Origin of the sequence: Vibrio sp. SCSIO 43140 (assembly GCF_023716585.1) — a bacterium.
GTDB classification, from domain to species: domain Bacteria; phylum Pseudomonadota; class Gammaproteobacteria; order Enterobacterales; family Vibrionaceae; genus Vibrio; species Vibrio maritimus_B.
In genome coordinates this window covers 2,558,431-2,579,521 of the sequence record NZ_CP071850.1, presented here as the reverse complement: position 1 = coordinate 2,579,521, position 21,091 = coordinate 2,558,431, and the positions used below count along the sequence as shown (strand labels likewise).

Sequence of the window (21,091 nt, the reverse complement as noted above, 5' to 3'; positions counted from 1 at the left end):
TGCAACAAAATCTAACTTTCAAATAAAAACGGTTTGCATCACACTTTTCTGTCGGATCAGCGGTGTTTTTGCACAGATTTAGTTTTTACGCTCACAAAAAAGCCGCCCTTCGCAGTTTATGCACAAGAGCGGCTTTGTTCACATCAATGCTTGTTTAATCTAGTGAAGATTTGTGGCGTAATAATCTAAGCGCATTCAAGGTTACTATCGCGGTCGCGCCACTGTCAGCGAGCACTGCAACCCAAAGCCCGGTGATACCCAGTAAACTTGTCACCAAGAATACCCCTTTCAGTCCAAGGGCAAGGGCGACGTTCTGCTTAATATTGTTAAGCGTCGCGCGTGACAGCTCTATCATCGCAGGCAACTCGGTTAGGCGATTGTGCGTTAGCGCGGCATCCGCTGTTTCCAACGCCACATCCGTGCCTCCACCCATTGCAACGCCAATGTTCGCCGCTTTCATAGCAGGCGCGTCATTAATGCCATCTCCGACCATCGCCACTCGATGTTGACTTGCTAACTCATTAACAAAGGTTACCTTGTCGGCTGGCAATAAGCGCGCTTTGTAATCCATACCCAACAGGACCGCGATAGAAGCCGCGCTGCGCTCATTATCCCCCGTTAGCATGATGGTGCGAACGCCGAGTTTAGATAGCTTAGCAACCGCTTCAGCAGTATCGGGACGCATTTCATCTTGCCATGCAATCAAGCCTTCCAGCTTTAGACCATCATTCGACGCGCGCAATGCAACGACGACCGTTTTGCCTTGACTCTCGAGTAACTCAATCTGCTTACTTACTTCAGCTGGGATTGCCATGTCTAATTTAGACGGTGCTGACAGTACCCATTTTACGTCACCAATTAGCCCTTCAACACCAACGCCCACAAGTGCTCTCTGCTCGTCAGCACACGGGATAGTAAGCCCTAAGCGTTCAACATGACGCACTAGAGAGGTCGCAAGCGGATGATTAGAGCCTTGTTCAATCGAGGCGGTGGCAGCTAACAGCTCTTGCTCCGTTAAAGCACCAGATACAATCACGTCGGTAACCTGAGGCTTACCTAATGTGAGTGTCCCTGTTTTATCAAAGGCCACTGACTCTATATTGCCAAGTTGTTCTAGTGCAGCACCACCCTTAATCAGTGCTCCGCGTCGGGTAGCCGCCGCGAGTCCCGATGTAATCGCAGCAGGAGTGGAAATAACCAAAGCGCAAGGACAGGCAATCAACAACAGTGCAAGTCCGCGATAGACCCAGGTTTCCCATGGCTGAGCAAACAGCAGTGGTGGTGTGATAATCACTAACAGCGATACCACCATCATTAGTGGCGTGTACCAGCGGCTGAACTTATCGAGAAAACGTTCAATTGGCGCTTTGCGAGATTCGGCTTCTTCGATCAGATGCAAAATTCGATCAATCGCGTTCTCACCTTGCTTCGACGTGACTTTTAAGCGCACGACTTTATCCGCCAATACCGCTCCCGCCATAACCGTATCGCCTACCATACGTTCAACTGGGACGGACTCACCCGTTAAAGCACTTTCATCAAAACTGGCATTCGAGCTGACTAACTCACCATCTGCAGGCATTCGATCACCTGGAGCGACTTCGATGATGTCACCTGGTACCAGTGCCGATGCACTTTTGGATTGGCGTTCATTGTTAACAATCACAGTGGCTTCTTCAGGTACCAAAGACATTAATGCCTGTACCCCACTTCTTGCTCGAGAGGCAGCAAAGGCTTCTAAACGCTCACCAATCAAGAACAGCAACAACACCATTGCGGCTTCGACGGTTTCACCGAGATACAGTGCACCAATAGCGGCGACACTCATCAGTGTTTCAATCGCAAATGGAGTACCCGATTTGGCTAACTTAATAGCTTTAGTACCAATAGGGATAAGACCGAGAACACAGGTCAGGGTGAATAGCCATTCACTCATCGCAGGGTAAGAGCCTTTAAAAGCAGCGGCGATAGCCATACCAGTGGATATCGCTAGGATATGAAAGTTGTCTTTAAAGGTCTTTTGCCAGCCGGATGACTGAGCTTGTTCGTTAGTATTATTCGAGCTGCCATCGAGGGCATGGACGGTAAAGCCTGCATCGATAACCGCCGCTTCGACTTGTGAAAACAACGCGGGTTCATCAACTCGCACGACGAGTTTCTCCGTCGCGAACATCACTTTCGAGCTCACCACACCGCTAATTCGATTGGTCGCTGCCTCCACCTTGCGTGCACAAGCTGGGCAATCCATACCGACGACTTTCCAAGATTTGAGCAAACCAGTATCGTTTGGGGTTAAAGCTTCTGGTCTTAACCCACTGGAAGCCGAGGGTTCTTCAGGCTCAGCACTACAGCAATCGCTGCCTGACGAACATCCTTCAGATGCTGCTTGTGATGAAACCGTTGTCATTTTTGCAATTTTTGGTGCATCGCATGCTTCCCCCACAGGGCGGATGACATTGATTTTTTGCGAGCTGCAACCTGTATGCTTAGTACACATGGGACTCTCCTTTTCATAACCTACGCCCCAAGTGTAAACCTTGGAGTTACCTCCAAGGTCAAGAAAAAGTTAGCCAGAAAGTGTCGGCGACTCCAACTGTTTATCTATCTTCGACACCTCTTCAATCATTACAGGGTCATGGGTACAAAACGGCTGTGAGTTGACGCTAACAATACTTGGGTCTTCTGCTTGCGTACATTCTCCAGTTTTGTGCAAATCAGCAATGTGAAAACGCAACACAATGTAACCTAAGACGCCAAATACGATGTTCCCGACCGCTTGGCCATACAAAACCCCTAGCGCGCCAAACCAAAGAGACCCAAAGTAAACAAACGGAAGCGTACCTGCTGTTGCCTTACCAAGATTTAGGACTGTTGAGTACAAAGGCTTGCCGAGATTATTAAACGAGGTATTGGCAACGAACAAGACGCCATTGAAGACAAAGGTGATTGCCACATAGGTTGCAAACGCCGCGACAATAAGCGAGGCATCACCGGTTAGTGAAAATACTGCAATGAGCTGGTCTTGCACCAAATAGAGTAAGAGACATACCACCACTGTGTAGAGCGTTGTTACGATTAGCGAGTTTTTGAGTGTCTCCTCCACCCTATCTATTTTTGCCGCACCAAAGTTCTGCCCAATTATCGGTCCCACCGCCCCAGAGAGTGCAAAAATAAACGCAAAACAAACCGGGGTAATTCGACCAATGACCGCAAAGCCAGCCACAAAATCTTCGCCGTATTGCGCTATTGCTGTTGTTACAATGGCATTGCCAATCGGTGTGGCGGTATTGGTAATAATGGCGGGAATCGCAATGGCTAACATGACTTTAGTATCGCGACGAACGCTATCAATACTGGGTCTTGAAAGCAGTTTGTGTACTTTAACTAAAGGAACGAACGAGAAATAGAACACGGCAAATCTCGCCACGACAGACGCCGCTGCCGCTCCCTCGACGTTCCAGTTAAAACCAAAAATAAACAAAGGGTCGAGTATGGCGTTAACGATACCACCAGCTAACGTCGCCCACATTGAGCGCTTGGCATCACCCGCAGCTCGAAGGCCTGCACCACTCGCCATCCCAAGCGCAATAAGTGGCGTGCTCGGCAGTAAGATCCACAGATAGGCTTCAGCACGCTCATGCGCTTTGCCTTCTGCGCCAATCGCGGTGAGAAGTTCGGGTATATACGCGCACATCACGGCGGTTACGATGGCGCTGATAAGAAATGAAATAACTAAAACGCTGCTACCAATTTCACGGGCATAGCTAAGATTCTTGGCACCAATTGCTTTGGACATCAGCGCCCCCATCGCAATAGAGGTACCGATACTCACTGAAGTGGCAAAGAACGTCAAAGTCCCAGCAAAGCCAACCGCTGCTGCAAGCTCAGCTTGTCCCAGCATACTAATGAATAGCATATCGAGCAGATCAACAATAAAGATCGCCATAATGCCCACGGTAGACGTGCCGGACATCACCAAAATGTGGCGCATGGTTGAGCCTTCAACAAACTTGGCAGATTGTTCAGCCATCGAATTCCCTTTCTCTCTGCAAACAACTTATCTCTACATACAACAAAGGGCGCCGCAGCGCCCATTTAGATCATCATAACCGTTATACTGGATGTTTGAAGCACGCTTCAATCGTTTTACCAATCGCTCGAAGCACATCGCGTCGAGTAATGATACCGACTAAACGTCCATTATCGATAACTGGGTACATCTTAGGTTTGCCCACTTTCATCATATCGGCAAGCTCAATAATCGATGTGTGCGGCGATACAGACAAAACTTCTCGGTACATACAGTCACCGACCGTGTGAGTGTCTTGACAGTGATAACTCACCTTTACCAACTTCTCGAGCAAATCCTGCTCCGAAATAAAGCCGATGACCTGCTCTTTATCATCAATCACAGGTCCGCCTAAGTGAGTCGACTGCATAACTTTGTCTAGTGCAGCGCTAAGCGACATGTCTTCGGTAAACGTGACTGTTCTTTGCGTCATATAATCTTTTACTTTTAGCGACTCCATAGCACTCTCCTTTTCGTCCCTTGCTAATAAACTTCTACGTCCATTGTTGGCGAAACTGCCAAAAGGTCTAAGTGGGAATTACCGATACTATCGATAGTGAATTCCTATCGCAGTGTTTTACTGCTTGATATTTCTAAGAGTAAGACGGTTTTTTCTGTTTTGCCTATCTTATGGATAAGATTTTTGTAACAATCAGGTCTTCACTCAGTCACAAAATGTCACCAGTACTTTCTTCACCATGTTTAAAAAACTACTCAACACCTTGTCAGACGCTATCGAATTTCGCTCGCGAATTTGGGTTGTGCATGTGTCTGAATCGTTCTTGAAAGATCAGTCTTTCGTCGTCAATGAGGACCAGTTTTCGAGCCCACTTTCGTGGATGAAAAACAAAGGTTACGATGAGAGTATGTTGGAGAAAGTTGAGTTGATGAAGCCGTCCCAAATAGTAGTAGTGGAACTAGGCGGCGCGACTCACCAACTCATGAGAGTTAAATAGCGCCACCAATGATGACGCTATTGGATTAAGGTTTTAGGCTGACATCACCCAAACTTCTTCGCCGCGTATTTCAACAAGCCATGTTTTCACCGAGACGTCAGGGTCTTCGATACACTCACCTGAGGTTAAGTCGAAGTGTTGCTTGTACAGTGGAGAGGCGACACAATCGCGTCCACCAATGTCGCCCACGATCCCGCGACTTAACACGAATGCCTCACCAATTGGATCCCAGTTATCAATGGCATACACCGCTTGCTCGGTCTCTGGTAGATAGAACAACGCAAGCTGAGCCTCTCCGACCAATGCACCACGCCCTTGATATGGCGTCAAATCGGCAACATCACAAATCTTATTCCACATGATTAATCCTCCAACTGCGGGTCAACGATGGTGACAGGAATTCTCTGACCTCGAACGCGCTGATAGCCAAGGTCGGCACTTTGTTGGTCACTGTTAATAAACGGCATAAACTTGGCGCGTTTCTCTTCCGATTCAACCGCGGTTTTCCATTCACATTGGTAGGTGTCGACAATGTGCTGCATCTGTTTTTCAAGCTGCGCATTGATACCGAGTGAGTCTTCAATGACGACTTGCTTAAGGTAATCCAAACCGCCTTCTAGGTTTTCCATCCAAACCGAGGTTCGCTGCAATCGCTCACCGGTTTTCACATAGAACATCAGCACTCGGTCAATCAGAGCCACGAGCTCGTCTGTCGTTAGGTCAGACGCTAATAGATCAGCATGGCGTGGGCGCATACCACCATTACCACATACGTACAAGTTCCAACCATTTTCGGTGGCGATCACACCAATATCTTTACTTTGCGCCTCGGCACACTCTCGTGTACACCCAGAAACCGCAAACTTAATTTTGTGCGGAGCGCGCAATCCTTTGTAGCGGTTCTCTAGGTCGATGGCGAGACCAACCGAGTCATCAACACCATAGCGACACCAAGTCGAACCGACACAAGATTTCACCGTACGCAGTGACTTACCGTAAGCATGTCCGGTCTCAAAACCCGCTGAAATCAATGTATCCCAGATCTCGGGAAGCTGCTCCACTTGAGCACCGAATAAGTCGACACGTTGACCACCGGTGATCTTGGTGTAGAGATCGAACTTCTTCGCTACTTCACCGAGTACAATCAACTTCTCTGGCGTAATCTCACCGCCTGGTACGCGAGGTACAACAGAATAAGAGCCATCTTTTTGAAGGTTAGCGAGGAAAAGGTCATTGGAATCTTGCAGACCACGATGCGAGCCCTCTAGTACGTGCTCATTCCAAAGTGAAGCAAATACAGACGCGGCAGTCGGCTTACAGATATCACAACCCTTGCCCTTACCGTGCTTATCAATCAGCTCGTCAAAGCTCTTTATCGACTCGACTTGGCAGATATGGAACAGCTCTTGTCGTGAAAACTCAAAGTGCTCACAAAGGTGGTTGTTGACCTCTTGCCCCATGGCGACGAGCTCTTCATCTAGGACGCTCTTGACCATATTGGCACAGCCACCACAACCGGTACCGGCTTTGGTTTCATCTTTTAATGTCGCAAGATCGTGTGCTCCAGCATGAATCGCTTCAACCAAATCACCACGTGTCACGTTGTGACAGGAACAGATCATGGTCGATGCACTTGCACCGCCAGAGAGTGAGCTAGTGTCAAACAACAGCTCAGCAGGATGCTCTGGTAAGGTTTTTTCATTCAGATAAGCTTGCAACAACAAATCGTAATCAGAGGTATCACCGACAAGGATCGCCCCGATAAGTTTGCTGCTGGTTTCGTCGACAATCAGTTTTTTGTAAGTACCTTGCGCCGTATCTTGCAGCACCATCTCTTTGGCACCCGGAGTCTGCATCTGCGCATCACCGATAGAAGCTACATCAACACCGAGCAGCTTAAGCTTGGTACTCATGTCTGCGCCTTCAAACGTCGCCACCTTACCCATAAGCTGGTCTGCAACGGCTCTCGCCATTGCGTAACCTGGGGCAACCAGTCCAAAGATTCGATTTTGCCAAAGCGCACACTCACCGATAGCATAAATAGCGTCATCGCTGGTTTGACAGTTATCGTTGATGACGATGCCACCACGCTCGCCGATCTCTAGACCCGCAGTTCTAGCTAGTGCATCTTGCGGTCGAATACCTGCTGAGAACACGACTACATCAACATCTAACGGGTCAGCATCTTTGAACACCATGCGGTGATAAGCGGTTTCGCCGTCGCAGATTTTATCGGTACCCGTAGAGGTGTGAACCGTGAGTCCGAGATCTTCGATCTTATCTTTCAAAAGACCACCAGCGCCATCATCAAGCTGCACGGGCATAAGACGTGGTGCAAACTCGATAACATGGGTTTCTAGACCAAGAAGTTTAAGTGCGTTGGCCGCCTCAAGACCTAATAGACCACCACCAATGACCGCCCCTGTTTTCGCTCCCTCACACGCTTTGCGAATCGCTGAAAGGTCGTCCAATGTGCGATAAACAAATACATTGTCTCGATCTTTACCCTCAATGGGTGGCACAAATGGATATGAGCCCGTTGCCAATACCAAATGGTCATAACCGAGAATGTCTTCACCGTCGAGTGTGATGCGTTTCGCTTGCTTATCGATGTCTGTCACTCGGCTGCCAAGTACAAGCTCTACGCCATACTTTTTGTACCACTCTTCATCGCCTAGCATAAGTGAATCATGTGAATTCCCAGAGAACAGTGATGAAAGTTGTACACGGTCATAGGCAGCGTAGCGCTCTTCACCAATCACCGTGATTCGATAATTTAAATGTCCTTGTTGGCTAATGAGATGAGCAATAAAGTGATGCCCAACCATGCCGTTTCCAACTACGACTAGATGCTCCATATCTGCTGCTCCCTATGCGCTTTTTTTTGCGTCTTTCTGTTTGCTGATTTCGACCGATCCTGACAGCTCGTTTTTCGCCTGTTTCTCATATAGGAAGGTCAATACGGCTTGGCGGTATTTTTGATACTGCGGGTTGTCTGCCATTGCCACGCGGTTACGTGGGCGTTCTAGATTAATATCCAACACCTCGCCGATGGTCGCTGCTGGTCCATTGGTCATCATGACAATCTTGTCGGATAACAGTACGGCCTCATCCACATCGTGGGTAATCATAATCACGGTGTTGTTGAGCTCAGCTTGAATCGCCATTAGGGCATCTTGAAGCTTGGCACGCGTCAATGCATCCAAAGCACCAAACGGTTCGTCCATTAACAGTACTTTTGGCTTAAGTGCTAGGGCACGAGCAATACCTACGCGCTGCTTCATACCACCAGAGATTTCATCTGGTTTTTTATCCGCTGCGTGATCCATTTCCACAAGATCAAGATAATGATGAACTTGCTCTTTCACCCATGCTTTGTCTTTGCCCTTCGCTACCTGCTTAACGGCAAGTTCAATGTTCTCGTATACCGTTAGCCAAGGCAGAAGCGAATGGTTTTGAAACACCACAGCACGCTCAGGCCCAGGACCATCGACTTCGCGACCATCAACGATAACGCCACCATCGGTTGGGAAGTGAAGCCCAGCCACCAAGTTCAGCACGGTAGACTTACCGCAGCCAGAGTGACCAATCAGTGAGATAAACTCGCCTTTTTGAATCTGTAGATTGACGTTTTTCAGTGCCACAAACTCCCCTTGTGGCGTAGGGAACCGCATTCCAAGCTGGGTCAGGTCAAGTAAAGGTTTCGACATCAGTAACTTCCTTATTCCATTCGTCTAGGTATCACTCGTTTGAACGGTGACTACCTAATTAGCGGAGCGATTGTTGTTTGTTCCAAGAAAAGTGTTTTTGTAGTAGCAACATGCCACGGTCTAGCAACAGTCCAATAAAGCCGATAGCAAATACCGCGACCATGATTCGGCCTAGTGATGCTGAGCTGCCGTTCTGGAACTCATCCCAAACAAACTTGCCAAGACCTGGGTTCTGCGCCAGCATTTCTGCTGCAATTAGTACCATCCATGCGATACCGAGTGATAAGCGAAGACCGGTAAAGATCATTGGGATCGCAGACGGTAGAACGATGGTACGAATGTGTTGCCACCAAGAGAGCTTAAGCACCTTACTCACGTTGAGAAGATCCTTGTCTACACTCGTTACACCCACCGCGGTATTAATCAAGGTTGGCCACAAGCTACACAGCGCAACGGTAATCAGTGAGTTGACGAATGACTTAGCAAACAGTGGGTCGTCACTGACATAAGTCGCACTCACTACCATGGTCACAATCGGCAGCCATGCCAACGGTGACACTGGCTTAAGCAGTTGAATAATCGGGTTAAATGCCTGATAAACACCTTGATTTAAGCCAAGGACGATACCGAGTGGAATCGCGATTACCGAGGCGAGGATGAAACCACCTGCCACGGTAATCAATGACGTACCAATCTGGTCAAAAAAGGTGGGCTTACCCGTGTATGGGCGGATCTTCACTTTCGCATCTGGGTTTTTCGCCAGTTTTGCTGCGTTGCGTTTTTCCTGACGCTCAACGAAAGCTTCCGCTTTCTCGCGCTCCTCTACATGCTCCGCAGCTAGGTTTTTAAATTGTTCAAACGTTTGAACGGGACCTGGAAGGGTACCCAGTGACGTTTCAACCTGTCTCGCCGCCAAATGCCACATCATTAGGAAACAAAGAATCCCGATGAGGGGGAACAGCAGCACTCGGCTGCGGTTCACCACCATTTCACGGCTTGGCTTCAGTGATATTACGTTCGTTGCCATCGCCTTTACTCCTTAGCTATTACTGCAATCATTCCGTTGACCTAATGCTTAAACCTTGTCTTTGCCTTTCAGACCGATTGAGAATTTCTCAAGGTAAGCGTTAGGTTTAGTGCCGTCGTAGACGATGTTGTCGATAAAGTGTTTCTGAGGGGCACGGAAGCCATCTTCAGATTTAAAATCAGGGAAGTCTTTCGACGTTAGTACGCCATCTTCTACCAAGGCTTCAGCCGCTTGTTGATAGATGTCAGGACGGTATACTTCCTTCGCGATGTTCATGTACCACTCATCATCCTGTGAATCAGCAATCTGACCCCAACGACGCATCTGTGTTAGGTACCAAATCGCGTCACTGTAGTATGGGTATGTCGCGTTGTGGCGGAAGAACACGTTAAAGTCAGGTACATCACGCTTATCGCCTTTCTCGTATTCGAACGTACCTGTCATGCTGTTAGCGATAACTTCAGCATCCGCACCTACATAAGCACTCTTCGCAAGGATCTTCACGGCCTCTTCACGGTTTGCGTTGTTATTCTCATCCAACCAATGCGCAGCACGGATAAGCGCTTTTACAACACGGATATGAGTATTTGGGTTTTCTTCAGCCCAAGACTTCGATACACCAAATACCTTCTCTGGGTTGTTTTTCCAGATCTCGTAGTCGGTCACGACTGGTACACCAATACCCTTAAATACCGCTTGTTGGTTCCACGGTTCGCCTACGCAGTAGCCTTCAATCGTGCCCGCTTCCATGGTCGCTGGCATTTGCGGTGGTGGCGTCACGCTAAGCAGAACATCGGCATTCACTTGACCGCTGTTATCACCGGATTTTGGTGCATAGTAACCAGGGTGAATACCACCAGCTGCGAGCCAGTAGCGCAGTTCATAGTTATGTGTGGAGACTGGGAACACCATACCCATATTGAACGGCTTACCTTCATCTAGGTAACTCTCAACCACAGGCTTTAGCGCGTCTGCTTTGATAGGGTGAACCGGTTTGCCATCCGCTTGCATCTCAAGGTGTGGCTTCATTGCTGACCAAGTCTTGTTGGAAACCGTAATCGCATTACCGTTTAAGTCCATGCTAAATGCGGTGATGACTTCCGCCTTAGTACCAACACCTATAGTTGCGCCTAGCGGCTGACCTGCCAGCATGTGTGCGCCATCAAGTTCGCCATCAATCACACGGTCTAGCAGTACCTTCCAGTTCGCTTGCGCTTCTAGCGTCACGTAAAGACCTTCGTCCTCAAAGAAGCCTTTCTCGTATGCGACGGCAAGCGGCGCCATATCGGTCAGCTTGATGAAGCCAAACTTCAGCTCTTCGATTTCTGGCTCGCCCAATTCAGCCCATGCTGATGTGCCAACAAGTAGCGTTGCTGTCGCGATTGTTGCGGTGCTGACGCGATGAAACGTCTTACCGATTTGAGTTCCTAGTTGAGTCCATTTCTTCATAACACTCTCTCCGTGTGATGCTTAAAAATTTTTTCCAAAAAAAAGGCGCTACTGCTATCAATAAGCAATAGAGCCTATGTATAAGCAGTAACGCCGTCGCCAACCTTCACTTCACCGCCGTTGATGATTTCAGGAGCTGCCCACTAAGGGGCGGGGGTATTGTGTTTGATATTAGTCTTTCAATATACGTGCCAAAATTCATTTATTTATATTTATCAGCACTTTAGTTAAATTTGGTTACTTTATTGGTTAAATTTTGCTTCGCCAGTGTGCACCGTGCACCAATTGAATGAATTATCACTAACCCCAAAGTGGTAGCTAAAGGCTGATAGACTCTAGGGTGTGGATGAGGTTCTTCGAGACTTGAGCAAGCGATAAGCTCGACTGCATGGACGATTTTCGAAGTGCCGAGAAGGCGGTCTGCTCATCGAGATGATGATGCTTCATCAACAAACCTTTGGCTTTTTCAATAAGCTTACGCTCTTCTAGCTTTAGGTTAAGCGCTTCAAGTTTCTGGTCGTCTTGAATCGATTTCTCACGTACCTGTCTTGCATGAACGACCCATGCGCTGAGTTCAAACTGCGAATCATGAGGCAGCAATACGTAATCATTTCCAACAGGTAAGCGATTGATATCATTCTCATTTAGTTGTTTTAGAATAACAAGAAGGGGGCGCTGTCTCTGCTTTGCGGCATCCATGATAAGCGAGAGTTCGGCACAAGGTTGCTGCCACGAAATAACCAGCGTGGCAGAGGGTTCTTTTTCAAGCATGGACTCCAGCTGAGATAGCTGGCAGCCCATGATTTTGTCGAAGTCTTTGGCAAGCCTTGCGCTAATATGCGCCTGTTCTGCAATAGAGTCGCAGCAAACTAAGACGGGTGTTTTTGGCATACGATTTTCCTAACATAGTGTTCCTTCACTCGTTAGACCATCGCAATATGTGTGCCAAAGTGTTTTTGCTTTTGATTCGGCGCTGTCCCAGTCGCCAGAAAGTGTAAATAGCGCTATCGTCAGCGTACTGATGATGGTGTTCGCCATCATGTCTTGCTCATCTTCACCGGTTCCCAGTGGACAAGGAATCACGGGCTGAGTGGTCATCGTCTCTTCTACGTAGTGAGAGTTCACCTTGCCGTCTTCCGCCCACCAGATGGTTTGGCTAACCTTAGGGTTGTACTCCGTCTCACCAGATTGACCTTTAAACGATACTGTTCGCTGAGTCTGCTCCGACTGTAAGTGAACTAACGATTCAACCTTGGCATGCAGCTCTTGAAACCCTGGGTGGAAGCTACCTCGTAATGCAAACGGTGCATTTGCTGGGTTGAGAGCCCTTGCAACGGTATTGATCGGCGTTCTAAGACCGTAGCGATGCTTCCAATCGAGCATCACTTTAACCTGAGGCAGGAAGTTATCTAAGGGTAGATACGCGATGTTAAACTGCTCAAGCAGGGTTTTCGCCTCATCTAAGTTAGCTGCGGTATTGATATTAAGATGACGAAGAAAATCACGGGCATGCAGACGATTGTGCATCTTGTCTAAGTCACCGTGCAGTAATATCTTCACTCCACTGTCTGCCAGAATTTTGGCTGCGACTAGGTGCCACGGTAAGCCTGAGGTTTGTCCTGTGCGTTTGCCTGCATAAAGCGGCCAGTCAAGGTCGGCAAACTGCTGTTGGGTACTCTTAAGAGCTTGCACGAAGCCCGCGATCTCTTCTGGCGTCTCATCGCGAACACGGATGAGCATCATCAGCATCGCCATTTGATCATCGCCAACCTCACCAGCCAGATAGGCTTGCATCACCTCTCTAGCTTGAGTTTGTGTGAGTGGACCTCGTCCTCGAGAACCGCGACCCACGGTACGTATACATTCTTGAATTAACGACACATCCTCTCCTACTTCTTGTGTCTGACCGCTACTGTGCGCTGCTTGTAACGACTATGCTCTGCTTATAATGACTATGCTCTACTTATAATGAAAAAGCTAAGCAACGGCATACTCCTGCGCAACGTCGAGAAGCTCCTGACGAATCGATACGACTTCACCGATGATCATCAAAGCAGGGCTTAAGCCGCGAAGCTGGTCAGCTATCTGATTTAACTGTGATAATTCGAAAGTATATACTTCCTGCTCTGGGCTACAACCTTTACCAATAATCGCTACCGGCGTAGTTGGGCTTAAACCTGAGTCTAGCAATCCTGTTTGTATCTCTCGGCTTTTTTCGAGCCCCATATAGCACACTAAGGTCTGCCCTTGAGCAATTAACGATGACCAAGCAGGGAGCGCACCAGAGACGACATTCCCAGTGACTAAGGTGACGCTTCGTGCCACCTTGCGGTGGGTAAGCGGTATCAAAGCACTAGAAGAGCAGCCAAGCGCTGCGGTAATGCCAGGAATGACTTCAAACGGGATGTTGGCCGACTTCAGCGCTAGTGCTTCTTCGCCACCACGACCGAACACAAACGGGTCGCCCCCTTTCAGTCTCACGGCACGATAGCCTTTTTGACCGCAGTCTTTGAGGATCTCATTGATTGACTCTTGATTAAGGCTTGGCATCCCACAACGTTTACCTACGTAGAAACGCAGTGTCGATGCTGGGATAAGATCCAATATCGACTGGCTGACTAAGCGATCATAAACCACAATATCAGCGCTTTTAATTCGCTTATGCGCGGCCATAGTCAATAAGTCAGGGTCACCCGGCCCTGCACCAACAATGGACACAAACCCTTTGCCACCCTTGTGCGGCAGTTCATCAATAAACCCTACATCTTGCTGTTGATGAGGACGATATGCTTGCTCATTCCTTTGAGTGTTCATCCTGCGTCTCCTTACTTCACAACGACATCAATTTGTTCTGACTGTTGGTGATGCTGATTCACCAACTTCTCTACTTCTGGCAGGCACGAACCACAGTTACTTCCGCATTTAAGCTGCCCTTGCAACTGGGCGACAGTGGTGTGGTTTTGCGTTTGCAACGCATCGACAATCTGCTTTTCTGTGACTCGAAAACAGCTGCAAACGAGCTTACTCGGTGCTTCGTTCTGAATCGCTTTCAGGGTTTTAGAAAGCGAAAACGGCTGACCAATAAGTTGAGTAATTTGCGCTACATCAGCGTCAAACGCCTTATCCTCTACTTGAACAAAGCTTTTTACCGTGAGAGCGGCGTCATTGGCACAGCTTAGCGTTACCCAGCCATGCTCCGTATCCATCACAAGCAGCTTGCCATTTAACGCAGCGTCCGTCGCCTGAGTCCATGTTTGTTTGCTCAACACCGATTTTGAAGCGTAGCGCAAAAGATTGCGGCTTTGCCCCTCACCTTCAGTAATCTGCATCGAAGAAAAGTCCGCGATATCACCCAGCTTGTCAGCGTTCTCGCCAATCGCGACGAAGTAACTACCGATGGCAAAGGGTTCGATCTCAACGACCGACGATTTGAACGCCGGTTGGCCTGAGAATGGGTCGACCACAGAATCAGTGACATGGTTGACGCCGCTGCCTGCACCAAACTCTCCCGCCCAGTGCATAGAGAGGTAAACACTATGCAATCCTAAGCCATCGTCTTCTTTAACACGAACCACAATCTCTGCACGGCTTTCTGGAGCGACAAGTCGAGCCAATTGCCCCGTTTTAAGCGCTGCACGTTCTATCGAAAGCGGGTTTAGATATACCGTTGGCTCTGTTTCTTTTTGCGTCAGAGCAGGCACGAAGCCGGTGCGTGTCATGGTATGCCACTGGTCTCTATCTCGGCCCGTGTTGAGCACAAACTGATGCTGACCTCGAGTGGCTAGGCTCAATGAGTCTGCGGGGACGATAAGATTCGCGCGGCCATTTGGCGTTGCGAATTGCCCATCTGAGAACGGACGCTTACCATCGAGCGGCCATTGCTTAGGCTGCCATTGGGCATAATCGACTGCCGACAATGCACTTAGTTCACTTAGATCAAACAGTTGTGGACTGTCACTATTGATAGAGGAGAGCTCAACATGCTCTTTGAAAATGTCATACTCACTCTCGTAGTCAAATCCATCTTCCACCTTCATTAGCTCACACAGCGCTTGACCCACTTTAGACACCGCCCACCAATCGGGCTTGCTTTCACCACGCAGTGGCAAGAAGGCTCGCTGTCTCGACATCATGCGTTCAGAGTTGGTAACCATGCCTTGTTTCTCACCCCAGCCTGCTGCTGGCAAGATAATATCTGCGTACTGAGCAATATCGGAATCCACACAGATATCGGAGACAATCACAAGCTCACATTTCTTAAGAGCGCGCTTAATTTTGTGGCTTTGTGGCAGTGACACCACTGGGTTGGTTGCCATGATCCAAACCGCTTTCACCCCGCCTTTTTCGATGGCATCAAACAAGTCGACCGCCTTGAGGCCAGGTTTAGTCGCCATATTAGGCGCACGCCAAATGGCTTTTACTGCATCAATGGACGCTTGATCAAATCCTCGGTGAACCGCGAGTTGGTTCGCTAAGCCACCAACTTCACGCCCTCCCATGGCGTTCGGCTGCCCGGTAATAGAAAACGGGCCACAACCTTCTCTGCCAATTTTTCCAGTCAGCAGATGGGCATTAATGATAACGTTGCCCTTGTCTGTCCCGTTCTCGGCTTGGTTAACGCCCTGACAATAGAGGGTGATGACTCTCTTTTTAGTGGCGAACCAATGATAAAACTGCTTCAGGCGTGTTCTATCTACTTGAGTTTTTTCCGCGACCGACTCCAACGAGCATGTCACTTGCTTCGCAGCGTCAAGCAGGGCTTCACTACCTTGGGTATGTTCAGCGATATAGTCGCTATCCAAAGCGCCAGTATCCAAACAATACCTTGCCAGCCCCATAAATAGGTCAACATCACTGTCAGACTCCAAAGGAAGGTGGAGGTCTGCTTGTTCAGCACTCATGGTTTTACGCGGATCGATCACCACCAGCTTAAGGTTTGGGTTCGACTCACGCGCCTGCTGGATACGACGAAATACAATCGGGTGTGTCCACGCCGCATTTGAACCCACCAAAACAATCATCTCGGCAAGTTCGAGATCAGCATAATTAACGGGAACGACATCCTCACCAAAGGCACGCACATGGGAAGCAACGGCAGAGGACATACATAACCTTGAGTTGGTATCAATATTCGCTGTACCGACATAACCCTTCATGAGTTTGTTTGCTACATAGTAATCCTCCGTCAGTAACTGACCTGAGACGTACATAGACAAGGCGTCGGCGCCATACTGCTGCTTAATATCGTGAAATCGTGTCGCAATCGTGTCGATCGCTTCTTGCCACGAGGCTTGTTTGCCATTGATCTTTGGATAAAGAAGCCTAGCGGGTCCGGTGTGGCTATCATCGAGCGATGAGCCTTTTACACACAAGGCTCCCGTATTCGCTGGATGGTTAAGATCCCCTTTAGTCGAAGCATCTTTTGGATTACTGACACATTTTGCGACGAGGCCGCAACCGACACCACAATATGGACATGTTGTATTGACACTTCTCGGCTTCATAACGTCTCCTTTAGCCAGGCTATATCAACAAAAAGGCGCCTCTCCTTGTTACAAGAAGAGGCGCCTTTGCCATTGACGAGTTAGATTTTTGTTCACTTCAGTACGGTGATAACCATTGAGTTATCCGCTGAGCTTTTGTTAAACAAGTCAATGCAAATTTGAGTCCAACAAATAGAAATTATATTTTTCAATAACTTAATGAGAGACACACTCTCTACCTCACTGTTATCGCGCTTTCTAAAGCACCAAAGTGGTGCATGCTATTGTGCAAATTCTCACATACTAGACACCCGTTACATTGAGCTTTCCGTTTACACACCTAAACTGTCTAGGTTACTCGTCAAAAGGAATTGAGACATGGTTAAGCCACTTACTTATTTGGCAGCGGGTTTGATGACGCCAGCCATTGCAATGGGAGCCAGTTTTAGTGACCCTCTCACCGAACTCGACAATCAAACTTGGTTTCTCGCCGACGGCTGGGAGAATGGCTTTCCGTTTTTGAACCGCTGGACTAAAGAGCAAGCGCTATTCAGCAACGAAGGCTTGACCCTAACGCTAAAAAACATCATCGATGATCACGGCTACAAGGATGTCGTTTCAGGGGAAATAAGAAGCTATGGCTATTATGGTAACGGCTGTTTCGAAGTCGAAATGAAACCGGTTAAAGCCGATGGTGTCGTGAGCGCTTTCTTTCTGTTTGCAGGCCCCTACGACCAGCCTGAAGGTGGAAACGGAATTCACAATGAGATAGACATTGAGTTTTTGGGTATGAACACCAATCTGGTTCAACTGAACTTTTGGACCAACGATGACAACTACGAACAGCACAACGAGTACATCCATTATCTGGACTTTGATGCCTCAGAAGATTTTCACACTTATGCTATCGAATGGAATAAAAACACCATCAAGTGGTTTATTGATGGTGAGCTCGTCTATCGCGTTAGGAATACCGACGACCAACCCATCCCGATGAAATCAGATAGCAGGCTTAGAATTATGATGAATGTGTGGGCTACTAATCCACAGATTTCTAACTGGGCAGGCACTTACGATGAAACCACTGGGCTCGAGCATTCCGCGTACTTTCGAAACTTCAAATACACAAGGTCTAGATGTAAGAATAATGAATAAGACACCGTAATTTACTGCCTGCAACTTTGAATTTGAGTATACTCCTGTCCTTGTTCACTCAAACACCATACATAGCGACCTATGACCGACACTATTAAGTTCATCGCCACCGACATGGATGGCACATTGCTAGACGAAAACAGCAATTTGCCACCTGCATTCCCAGAGTTTTTCCAACGACTAAAGAATGAAAACATTCTATTCGCAGCTGCCTCTGGTCGTCAGTACTACAGCCTTTACGACACCTTTGAAGGCTATCAAGACGAGATGTTGTTCATCGCGGAAAACGGCACGCTGGTGATGCATCAAGGCAAAGAACTTTATAGCTGCACACTCGATAGTGATTCAGTACCATCGATCATCAACAAAGCTCGAAGCATTAATGATGCATTCATCGTTTTATGCGGCAAGAAAGGGGCTTATATTGAGACTCAGGATCCAACTGCACTCGAAGAAATTAGCAAGTATTACCATCGCTGCGAGTACGTTGAGGATTTGCTTACCGTTGACGACGAGTTCATCAAGATCGCAGTGCTTAACTTCAATGGCTCAGCGGAACAGATTGAGCCAATAATCCGACCTGCATTCGGTGATAACTTCCAAGTTGTGGTGAGTGCGAAAATTTGGCTTGATGTTATGAACAAGGTCGCCTCTAAGGGTGCGGCGATACGTCACCTGCAGCAGACGATGGGGTTCACGTATGAACAAACCATGAGTTTTGGTGATTACTTTAATGATGCAGAAATGCTTAAAGAGAGCTATTACTCGTACGCAATGGAAAATGCACACCCAGGTGTCAAAGAAATTGCGCGCTTTTCAGCACCAAGTAACACTGAGTTTGGCGTAATTAGCGCGGTATACGACTTTTTAGATAACCAGCAGTAAGGTTATCGAAGTCGCCAACTGAACAATTAACAGGGGTTCGAGATTAGCGTGAGCCCCTTTTTAATCAAAGCTAAAACGAGCCTTTCCCCTTCCCTTTCAGTTTTTCTCGCTTCCTGCCCAATTTTCAATTGTCTGATGATATAGTACCGACTCGGAACAATATCGAAGGAAAAGAAAAATGGAAAAGTTTCTAGAGTTGCTGGCAACACAACCGAATGACGTCATGTTTGAACAGACGATGCAGGTTATTGACGAGCATTTTGAGTTCAGCCCAGTCAGCTTTACTAACGGCGAAACCCAGAACCAAGCAGGCCAAAACAATGGCTCTTGTAAGATTTTTGCTTTTGCGAAAATCAAGGAACTGGATGAGCAATCCACGCTAGCGTGTTTTGGTCAGTACTACCGTGATGATGTACTTAAAAACCCTACCGGCAATGACCACGCAAACATCCGTAACTTTATCAAACACGGCTGGGCTGGTATTCGCTTTGATGGCGTTGCTTTGACTGCTAAATAGAATTTTAGTTGGTTTGTATTGAAGGTATGAACCGATAAAAGTAAGGGAGTAAGTTCACACTTACTCCCTTTTTCGTTTGCCGATAAATATCGTTTTGCTACTTCTGCCAGCGCTCAGCAGCCTGTGCATCAGAGTCCCGAGACTCCACCCAGCGAGTTGACTCTGTCGTGCGCTCTTTCTTCCAGAATGGTGCTTTGGTTTTCAGATAGTCCATAATGAACTCACACGCCTCAAAAGCACTGCCACGGTGGGCACTGGAGACACCAACAAATACAATCTGGTCGCCAGCATCAAGGTCACCAACGCGGTGGATAACGCGAATTCCATTTAGCATCCAGCGTGATTCCGCTTCATCGCAGATCTTTTCCAAAGAACGCTCTGTCATTCCTGGATAGTGTTCAAGTGACATGCCAACCACGTTATCACCCAAGTTCATGTCGCGCACTTTGCCTGTGAAAGTCACAATAGCGCCTGAGGCTGTACCCTGCGCCAATGCTTCATACTCGTCACCGACAGAGAAATCTTCACGTTGAACAGATACTCGAATAGTCATATTAACCCCCAGTGACGGGAGGGAAGAAAGCGACTTCATCGCCGTCTTTCACAGCAGAATCGAGAGGCATGATATCTTGGTTGACGGCAGCAAGCAGCTTGCCTTGCTCAAGAGCCAGATCCCACTTACCTTCTTGTGTCGCCAAGTGGGCACGAATGTCTTCAACCGTAGCAAAATCCATGTCTAGGTCGACACTGTCTACGCCCACTAGCTCTCGAGTTTGTGCAAAAAAGAGTACTTTAATCATGATTCGACCTTAAAGTGTCCTGACTTACCGCCAGTTTTTTCCAACAATCGAACGCTGTCGATGACCATGTCTTTTTGAACCGCTTTGCACATGTCGTAAATCGTCAGAGCGGCAACAGATGCTGCGGTTAGTGCTTCCATCTCAACACCTGTCTTGCCTGCTAGTTTACAGACGGATTCGATGCGCACTTTGTTCTCATCTTCAAGCGCTTCAAGCTGCACTTCTACTTTAGACAGCAACAACGGGTGACACAGGGGGATCAAATCCCATGTTTTCTTTGCCGCTTGAATACCAGCAATGCGCGCTGTCGCGAACACATCACCCTTGTGATGATTACCAGAGGTGATCATTTTCAGCGTTTCTGGTGCCATATGGACGAAAGCTTCCGCTCGCGCTTCTCGAACCGTCTCTGCTTTTGCCGAGACGTCGACCATGTTGGCCTCGCCCGATGCATTAATATGAGTAAATTCCGACATGGTTTACCTCAACAATTACTTAGTTAGGTGAGGCATAAAGTTACATGGACGATGGCTCGCATCTAGCTGCTGCTTAATGATCTTCGTCCAACCAGTGCGACACGCGCCGGTAGAACCTGGCATAGCAAAAATTACCGTGTGATTCGCAAAGCCTGCAATCGCTCGCGATTGAATGGTAGAGGTGCCGATCTCTTCATACGAAACCGCACGGAATAGCTCACCAAAACCTTCTACTTGCTTATCGAACAGAGGAACCAACGCTTCTGGTGTACTATCGCGAGAGGTGAAGCCAGTACCGCCAGTAATCATCACCGCTTGCACGCTTTCATCCGCAATCCACTGTGAGACTACAGCGCGAATTTGGTAGATGTCATCAATAACGATTTTCTTGTCCGCAAGCGTGTGACCCGCTTCCTGTAAGTTCTCTACGAGGTAACGACCCGACGTATCGTTCTCTTCAGTACGTGTGTCTGAAACGGTTAGCACTGCGATATTCGCAGGCACAAATTTGCTCTCTGCGTGACCCATGATTTTTCACCCTATAAAAACTGTAAACGTAACGTC

Annotated in this window: 20 protein-coding genes; 4 read left to right on the top strand and 16 right to left on the bottom strand. The window is 48.0% G+C overall.

Annotated elements, in window-relative coordinates; genetic code table 11:
- Positions 1–154: 154 nt before the first annotated feature.
- The 3 genes from J4N45_RS12465 to J4N45_RS12455 all read right to left on the bottom strand — a co-directional run bounded on the left by J4N45_RS12465 (position 155) and on the right by J4N45_RS12455 (position 4,529).
- The gene (locus tag J4N45_RS12465; protein ID WP_252011634.1) at positions 155–2,497 is read right to left on the bottom strand and encodes a zinc/cadmium/mercury/lead-transporting ATPase; all 2,343 of its coding nucleotides are present in this window, start codon (positions 2,495–2,497) and stop codon (positions 155–157) included.
- Positions 2,498–2,566: 69 nt separating this feature from the next.
- Positions 2,567–4,030, bottom strand: a complete 1,464-nt coding sequence (locus tag J4N45_RS12460) for an MATE family efflux transporter (protein WP_252011633.1) — start codon at positions 4,028–4,030, stop codon at positions 2,567–2,569.
- Positions 4,031–4,112: 82 nt separating this feature from the next.
- Complete coding sequence (locus J4N45_RS12455; protein ID WP_234495502.1) at positions 4,113–4,529, bottom strand: CBS domain-containing protein; 417 nt, start codon at positions 4,527–4,529, stop codon at positions 4,113–4,115.
- 238 nt (positions 4,530–4,767) lie between these two features.
- On the opposite strand from J4N45_RS12455, the gene J4N45_RS12450 reads away from it, so the two are divergent.
- On the top strand, positions 4,768–5,025 hold the full coding sequence (locus J4N45_RS12450) for a hypothetical protein (RefSeq protein ID WP_252011632.1): 258 nt from the start codon (positions 4,768–4,770) through the stop codon (positions 5,023–5,025).
- 33 nt (positions 5,026–5,058) lie between these two features.
- Here J4N45_RS12450 and nirD read toward each other — a convergent pair whose 3' ends face one another.
- The 9 genes from nirD to J4N45_RS12405 all read right to left on the bottom strand — a co-directional run bounded on the left by nirD (position 5,059) and on the right by J4N45_RS12405 (position 16,715).
- Positions 5,059–5,385, bottom strand: a complete 327-nt coding sequence (nirD, locus tag J4N45_RS12445; protein ID WP_042476678.1) for a nitrite reductase small subunit NirD — start codon at positions 5,383–5,385, stop codon at positions 5,059–5,061.
- Positions 5,386–5,387: 2 nt separating this feature from the next.
- Positions 5,388–7,883, bottom strand: coding sequence for a nitrite reductase large subunit NirB (gene nirB, locus J4N45_RS12440; protein WP_252011631.1), 2,496 nt, complete (start codon positions 7,881–7,883; stop codon positions 5,388–5,390).
- A gap of 12 nt (positions 7,884–7,895) precedes the next feature.
- On the bottom strand, positions 7,896–8,735 hold the full coding sequence (locus J4N45_RS12435; protein WP_042476675.1) for an ABC transporter ATP-binding protein: 840 nt from the start codon (positions 8,733–8,735) through the stop codon (positions 7,896–7,898).
- Between the two features lie 58 nt (positions 8,736–8,793).
- A complete protein-coding gene (locus tag J4N45_RS12430; RefSeq protein WP_252011630.1) occupies positions 8,794–9,762 on the bottom strand; it encodes an ABC transporter permease in 969 nt (322 codons plus the stop codon).
- Positions 9,763–9,810: 48 nt separating this feature from the next.
- Entirely contained in the window at positions 9,811–11,211 is a 1,401-nt protein-coding gene (locus J4N45_RS12425) for a CmpA/NrtA family ABC transporter substrate-binding protein (protein WP_252011629.1), read from the bottom strand.
- 318 nt (positions 11,212–11,529) lie between these two features.
- Positions 11,530–12,102, bottom strand: a complete 573-nt coding sequence (locus tag J4N45_RS12420) for an ANTAR domain-containing response regulator (protein WP_252011628.1) — start codon at positions 12,100–12,102, stop codon at positions 11,530–11,532.
- Between the two features lie 9 nt (positions 12,103–12,111).
- Entirely contained in the window at positions 12,112–13,092 is a 981-nt protein-coding gene (locus J4N45_RS12415; RefSeq protein ID WP_252011627.1) for a glycosyl transferase family protein, read from the bottom strand.
- A gap of 96 nt (positions 13,093–13,188) precedes the next feature.
- The gene (cobA, locus tag J4N45_RS12410) at positions 13,189–14,025 is read right to left on the bottom strand and encodes a uroporphyrinogen-III C-methyltransferase (protein WP_252011626.1); all 837 of its coding nucleotides are present in this window, start codon (positions 14,023–14,025) and stop codon (positions 13,189–13,191) included.
- A gap of 11 nt (positions 14,026–14,036) precedes the next feature.
- Positions 14,037–16,715 carry a nitrate reductase gene (locus J4N45_RS12405; protein ID WP_252011625.1) on the bottom strand — a complete coding sequence of 893 codons (2,679 nt, stop codon included), beginning with the start codon at positions 16,713–16,715 and terminating at the stop codon, positions 14,037–14,039.
- 357 nt (positions 16,716–17,072) lie between these two features.
- Here J4N45_RS12405 and J4N45_RS12400 point away from each other — a divergent pair, with 357 nt between their 5' ends.
- The 3 genes from J4N45_RS12400 to J4N45_RS12390 all read left to right on the top strand — a co-directional run bounded on the left by J4N45_RS12400 (position 17,073) and on the right by J4N45_RS12390 (position 19,251).
- On the top strand, positions 17,073–17,849 hold the full coding sequence (locus J4N45_RS12400; RefSeq protein WP_252011624.1) for a family 16 glycosylhydrolase: 777 nt from the start codon (positions 17,073–17,075) through the stop codon (positions 17,847–17,849).
- A gap of 81 nt (positions 17,850–17,930) precedes the next feature.
- Positions 17,931–18,734, top strand: coding sequence for a Cof-type HAD-IIB family hydrolase (locus tag J4N45_RS12395; protein WP_252011623.1), 804 nt, complete (start codon positions 17,931–17,933; stop codon positions 18,732–18,734).
- A gap of 178 nt (positions 18,735–18,912) precedes the next feature.
- Complete coding sequence (locus J4N45_RS12390) at positions 18,913–19,251, top strand: HopJ type III effector protein (protein WP_252011622.1); 339 nt, start codon at positions 18,913–18,915, stop codon at positions 19,249–19,251.
- Positions 19,252–19,348: 97 nt separating this feature from the next.
- Here the strand turns inward: J4N45_RS12390 and moaE are convergent, their stop codons facing one another.
- The 4 genes from moaE to moaB are packed head-to-tail and all read right to left on the bottom strand — an operon-like array spanning position 19,349 to position 21,055.
- On the bottom strand, positions 19,349–19,804 hold the full coding sequence (gene moaE, locus J4N45_RS12385) for a molybdopterin synthase catalytic subunit MoaE (RefSeq protein ID WP_252011621.1): 456 nt from the start codon (positions 19,802–19,804) through the stop codon (positions 19,349–19,351).
- 1 nt (position 19,805) lies between these two features.
- Positions 19,806–20,051: a molybdopterin synthase sulfur carrier subunit gene (gene moaD, locus J4N45_RS12380; protein ID WP_252011620.1), complete on the bottom strand. Its 246-nt coding sequence runs from the start codon at positions 20,049–20,051 to the stop codon at positions 19,806–19,808.
- Positions 20,048–20,527 carry a cyclic pyranopterin monophosphate synthase MoaC gene (gene moaC / locus J4N45_RS12375; RefSeq protein WP_128648620.1) on the bottom strand — a complete coding sequence of 160 codons (480 nt, stop codon included), beginning with the start codon at positions 20,525–20,527 and terminating at the stop codon, positions 20,048–20,050. The genes moaD and moaC overlap by 4 nt, the downstream gene beginning before the upstream one ends.
- A 15-nt stretch (positions 20,528–20,542) precedes the next feature.
- Positions 20,543–21,055, bottom strand: coding sequence for a molybdenum cofactor biosynthesis protein B (gene moaB / locus J4N45_RS12370; RefSeq protein WP_042476651.1), 513 nt, complete (start codon positions 21,053–21,055; stop codon positions 20,543–20,545).
- Positions 21,056–21,091: the final 36 nt, after the last annotated feature.

Coding starts and splice junctions, on each gene's coding strand:
- J4N45_RS12390 (WP_252011622.1), top strand. CDS start 18,913: ATGGAAAAGTTTCTAGAGTTGCTGGCAACACAACCGAATGACGTCATG.
- cobA (WP_252011626.1), bottom strand. CDS start 14,025: ATGAACACTCAAAGGAATGAGCAAGCATATCGTCCTCATCAACAGCAA.
- moaD (WP_252011620.1), bottom strand. CDS start 20,051: ATGATTAAAGTACTCTTTTTTGCACAAACTCGAGAGCTAGTGGGCGTA.
- moaC (WP_128648620.1), bottom strand. CDS start 20,527: ATGTCGGAATTTACTCATATTAATGCATCGGGCGAGGCCAACATGGTC.
- J4N45_RS12395 (WP_252011623.1), top strand. CDS start 17,931: ATGACCGACACTATTAAGTTCATCGCCACCGACATGGATGGCACATTG.
- nirB (WP_252011631.1), bottom strand. CDS start 7,883: ATGGAGCATCTAGTCGTAGTTGGAAACGGCATGGTTGGGCATCACTTT.
- J4N45_RS12430 (WP_252011630.1), bottom strand. CDS start 9,762: ATGGCAACGAACGTAATATCACTGAAGCCAAGCCGTGAAATGGTGGTG.
- J4N45_RS12400 (WP_252011624.1), top strand. CDS start 17,073: ATGGTTAAGCCACTTACTTATTTGGCAGCGGGTTTGATGACGCCAGCC.
- J4N45_RS12435 (WP_042476675.1), bottom strand. CDS start 8,735: ATGTCGAAACCTTTACTTGACCTGACCCAGCTTGGAATGCGGTTCCCT.
- J4N45_RS12455 (WP_234495502.1), bottom strand. CDS start 4,529: ATGGAGTCGCTAAAAGTAAAAGATTATATGACGCAAAGAACAGTCACG.
- nirD (WP_042476678.1), bottom strand. CDS start 5,385: ATGTGGAATAAGATTTGTGATGTTGCCGATTTGACGCCATATCAAGGG.
- J4N45_RS12405 (WP_252011625.1), bottom strand. CDS start 16,715: ATGAAGCCGAGAAGTGTCAATACAACATGTCCATATTGTGGTGTCGGT.
- J4N45_RS12420 (WP_252011628.1), bottom strand. CDS start 12,102: ATGCCAAAAACACCCGTCTTAGTTTGCTGCGACTCTATTGCAGAACAG.
- J4N45_RS12450 (WP_252011632.1), top strand. CDS start 4,768: ATGTTTAAAAAACTACTCAACACCTTGTCAGACGCTATCGAATTTCGC.
- moaB (WP_042476651.1), bottom strand. CDS start 21,055: ATGGGTCACGCAGAGAGCAAATTTGTGCCTGCGAATATCGCAGTGCTA.
- moaE (WP_252011621.1), bottom strand. CDS start 19,804: ATGACTATTCGAGTATCTGTTCAACGTGAAGATTTCTCTGTCGGTGAC.
- J4N45_RS12460 (WP_252011633.1), bottom strand. CDS start 4,030: ATGGCTGAACAATCTGCCAAGTTTGTTGAAGGCTCAACCATGCGCCAC.
- J4N45_RS12425 (WP_252011629.1), bottom strand. CDS start 11,211: ATGAAGAAATGGACTCAACTAGGAACTCAAATCGGTAAGACGTTTCAT.
- J4N45_RS12465 (WP_252011634.1), bottom strand. CDS start 2,497: ATGTGTACTAAGCATACAGGTTGCAGCTCGCAAAAAATCAATGTCATC.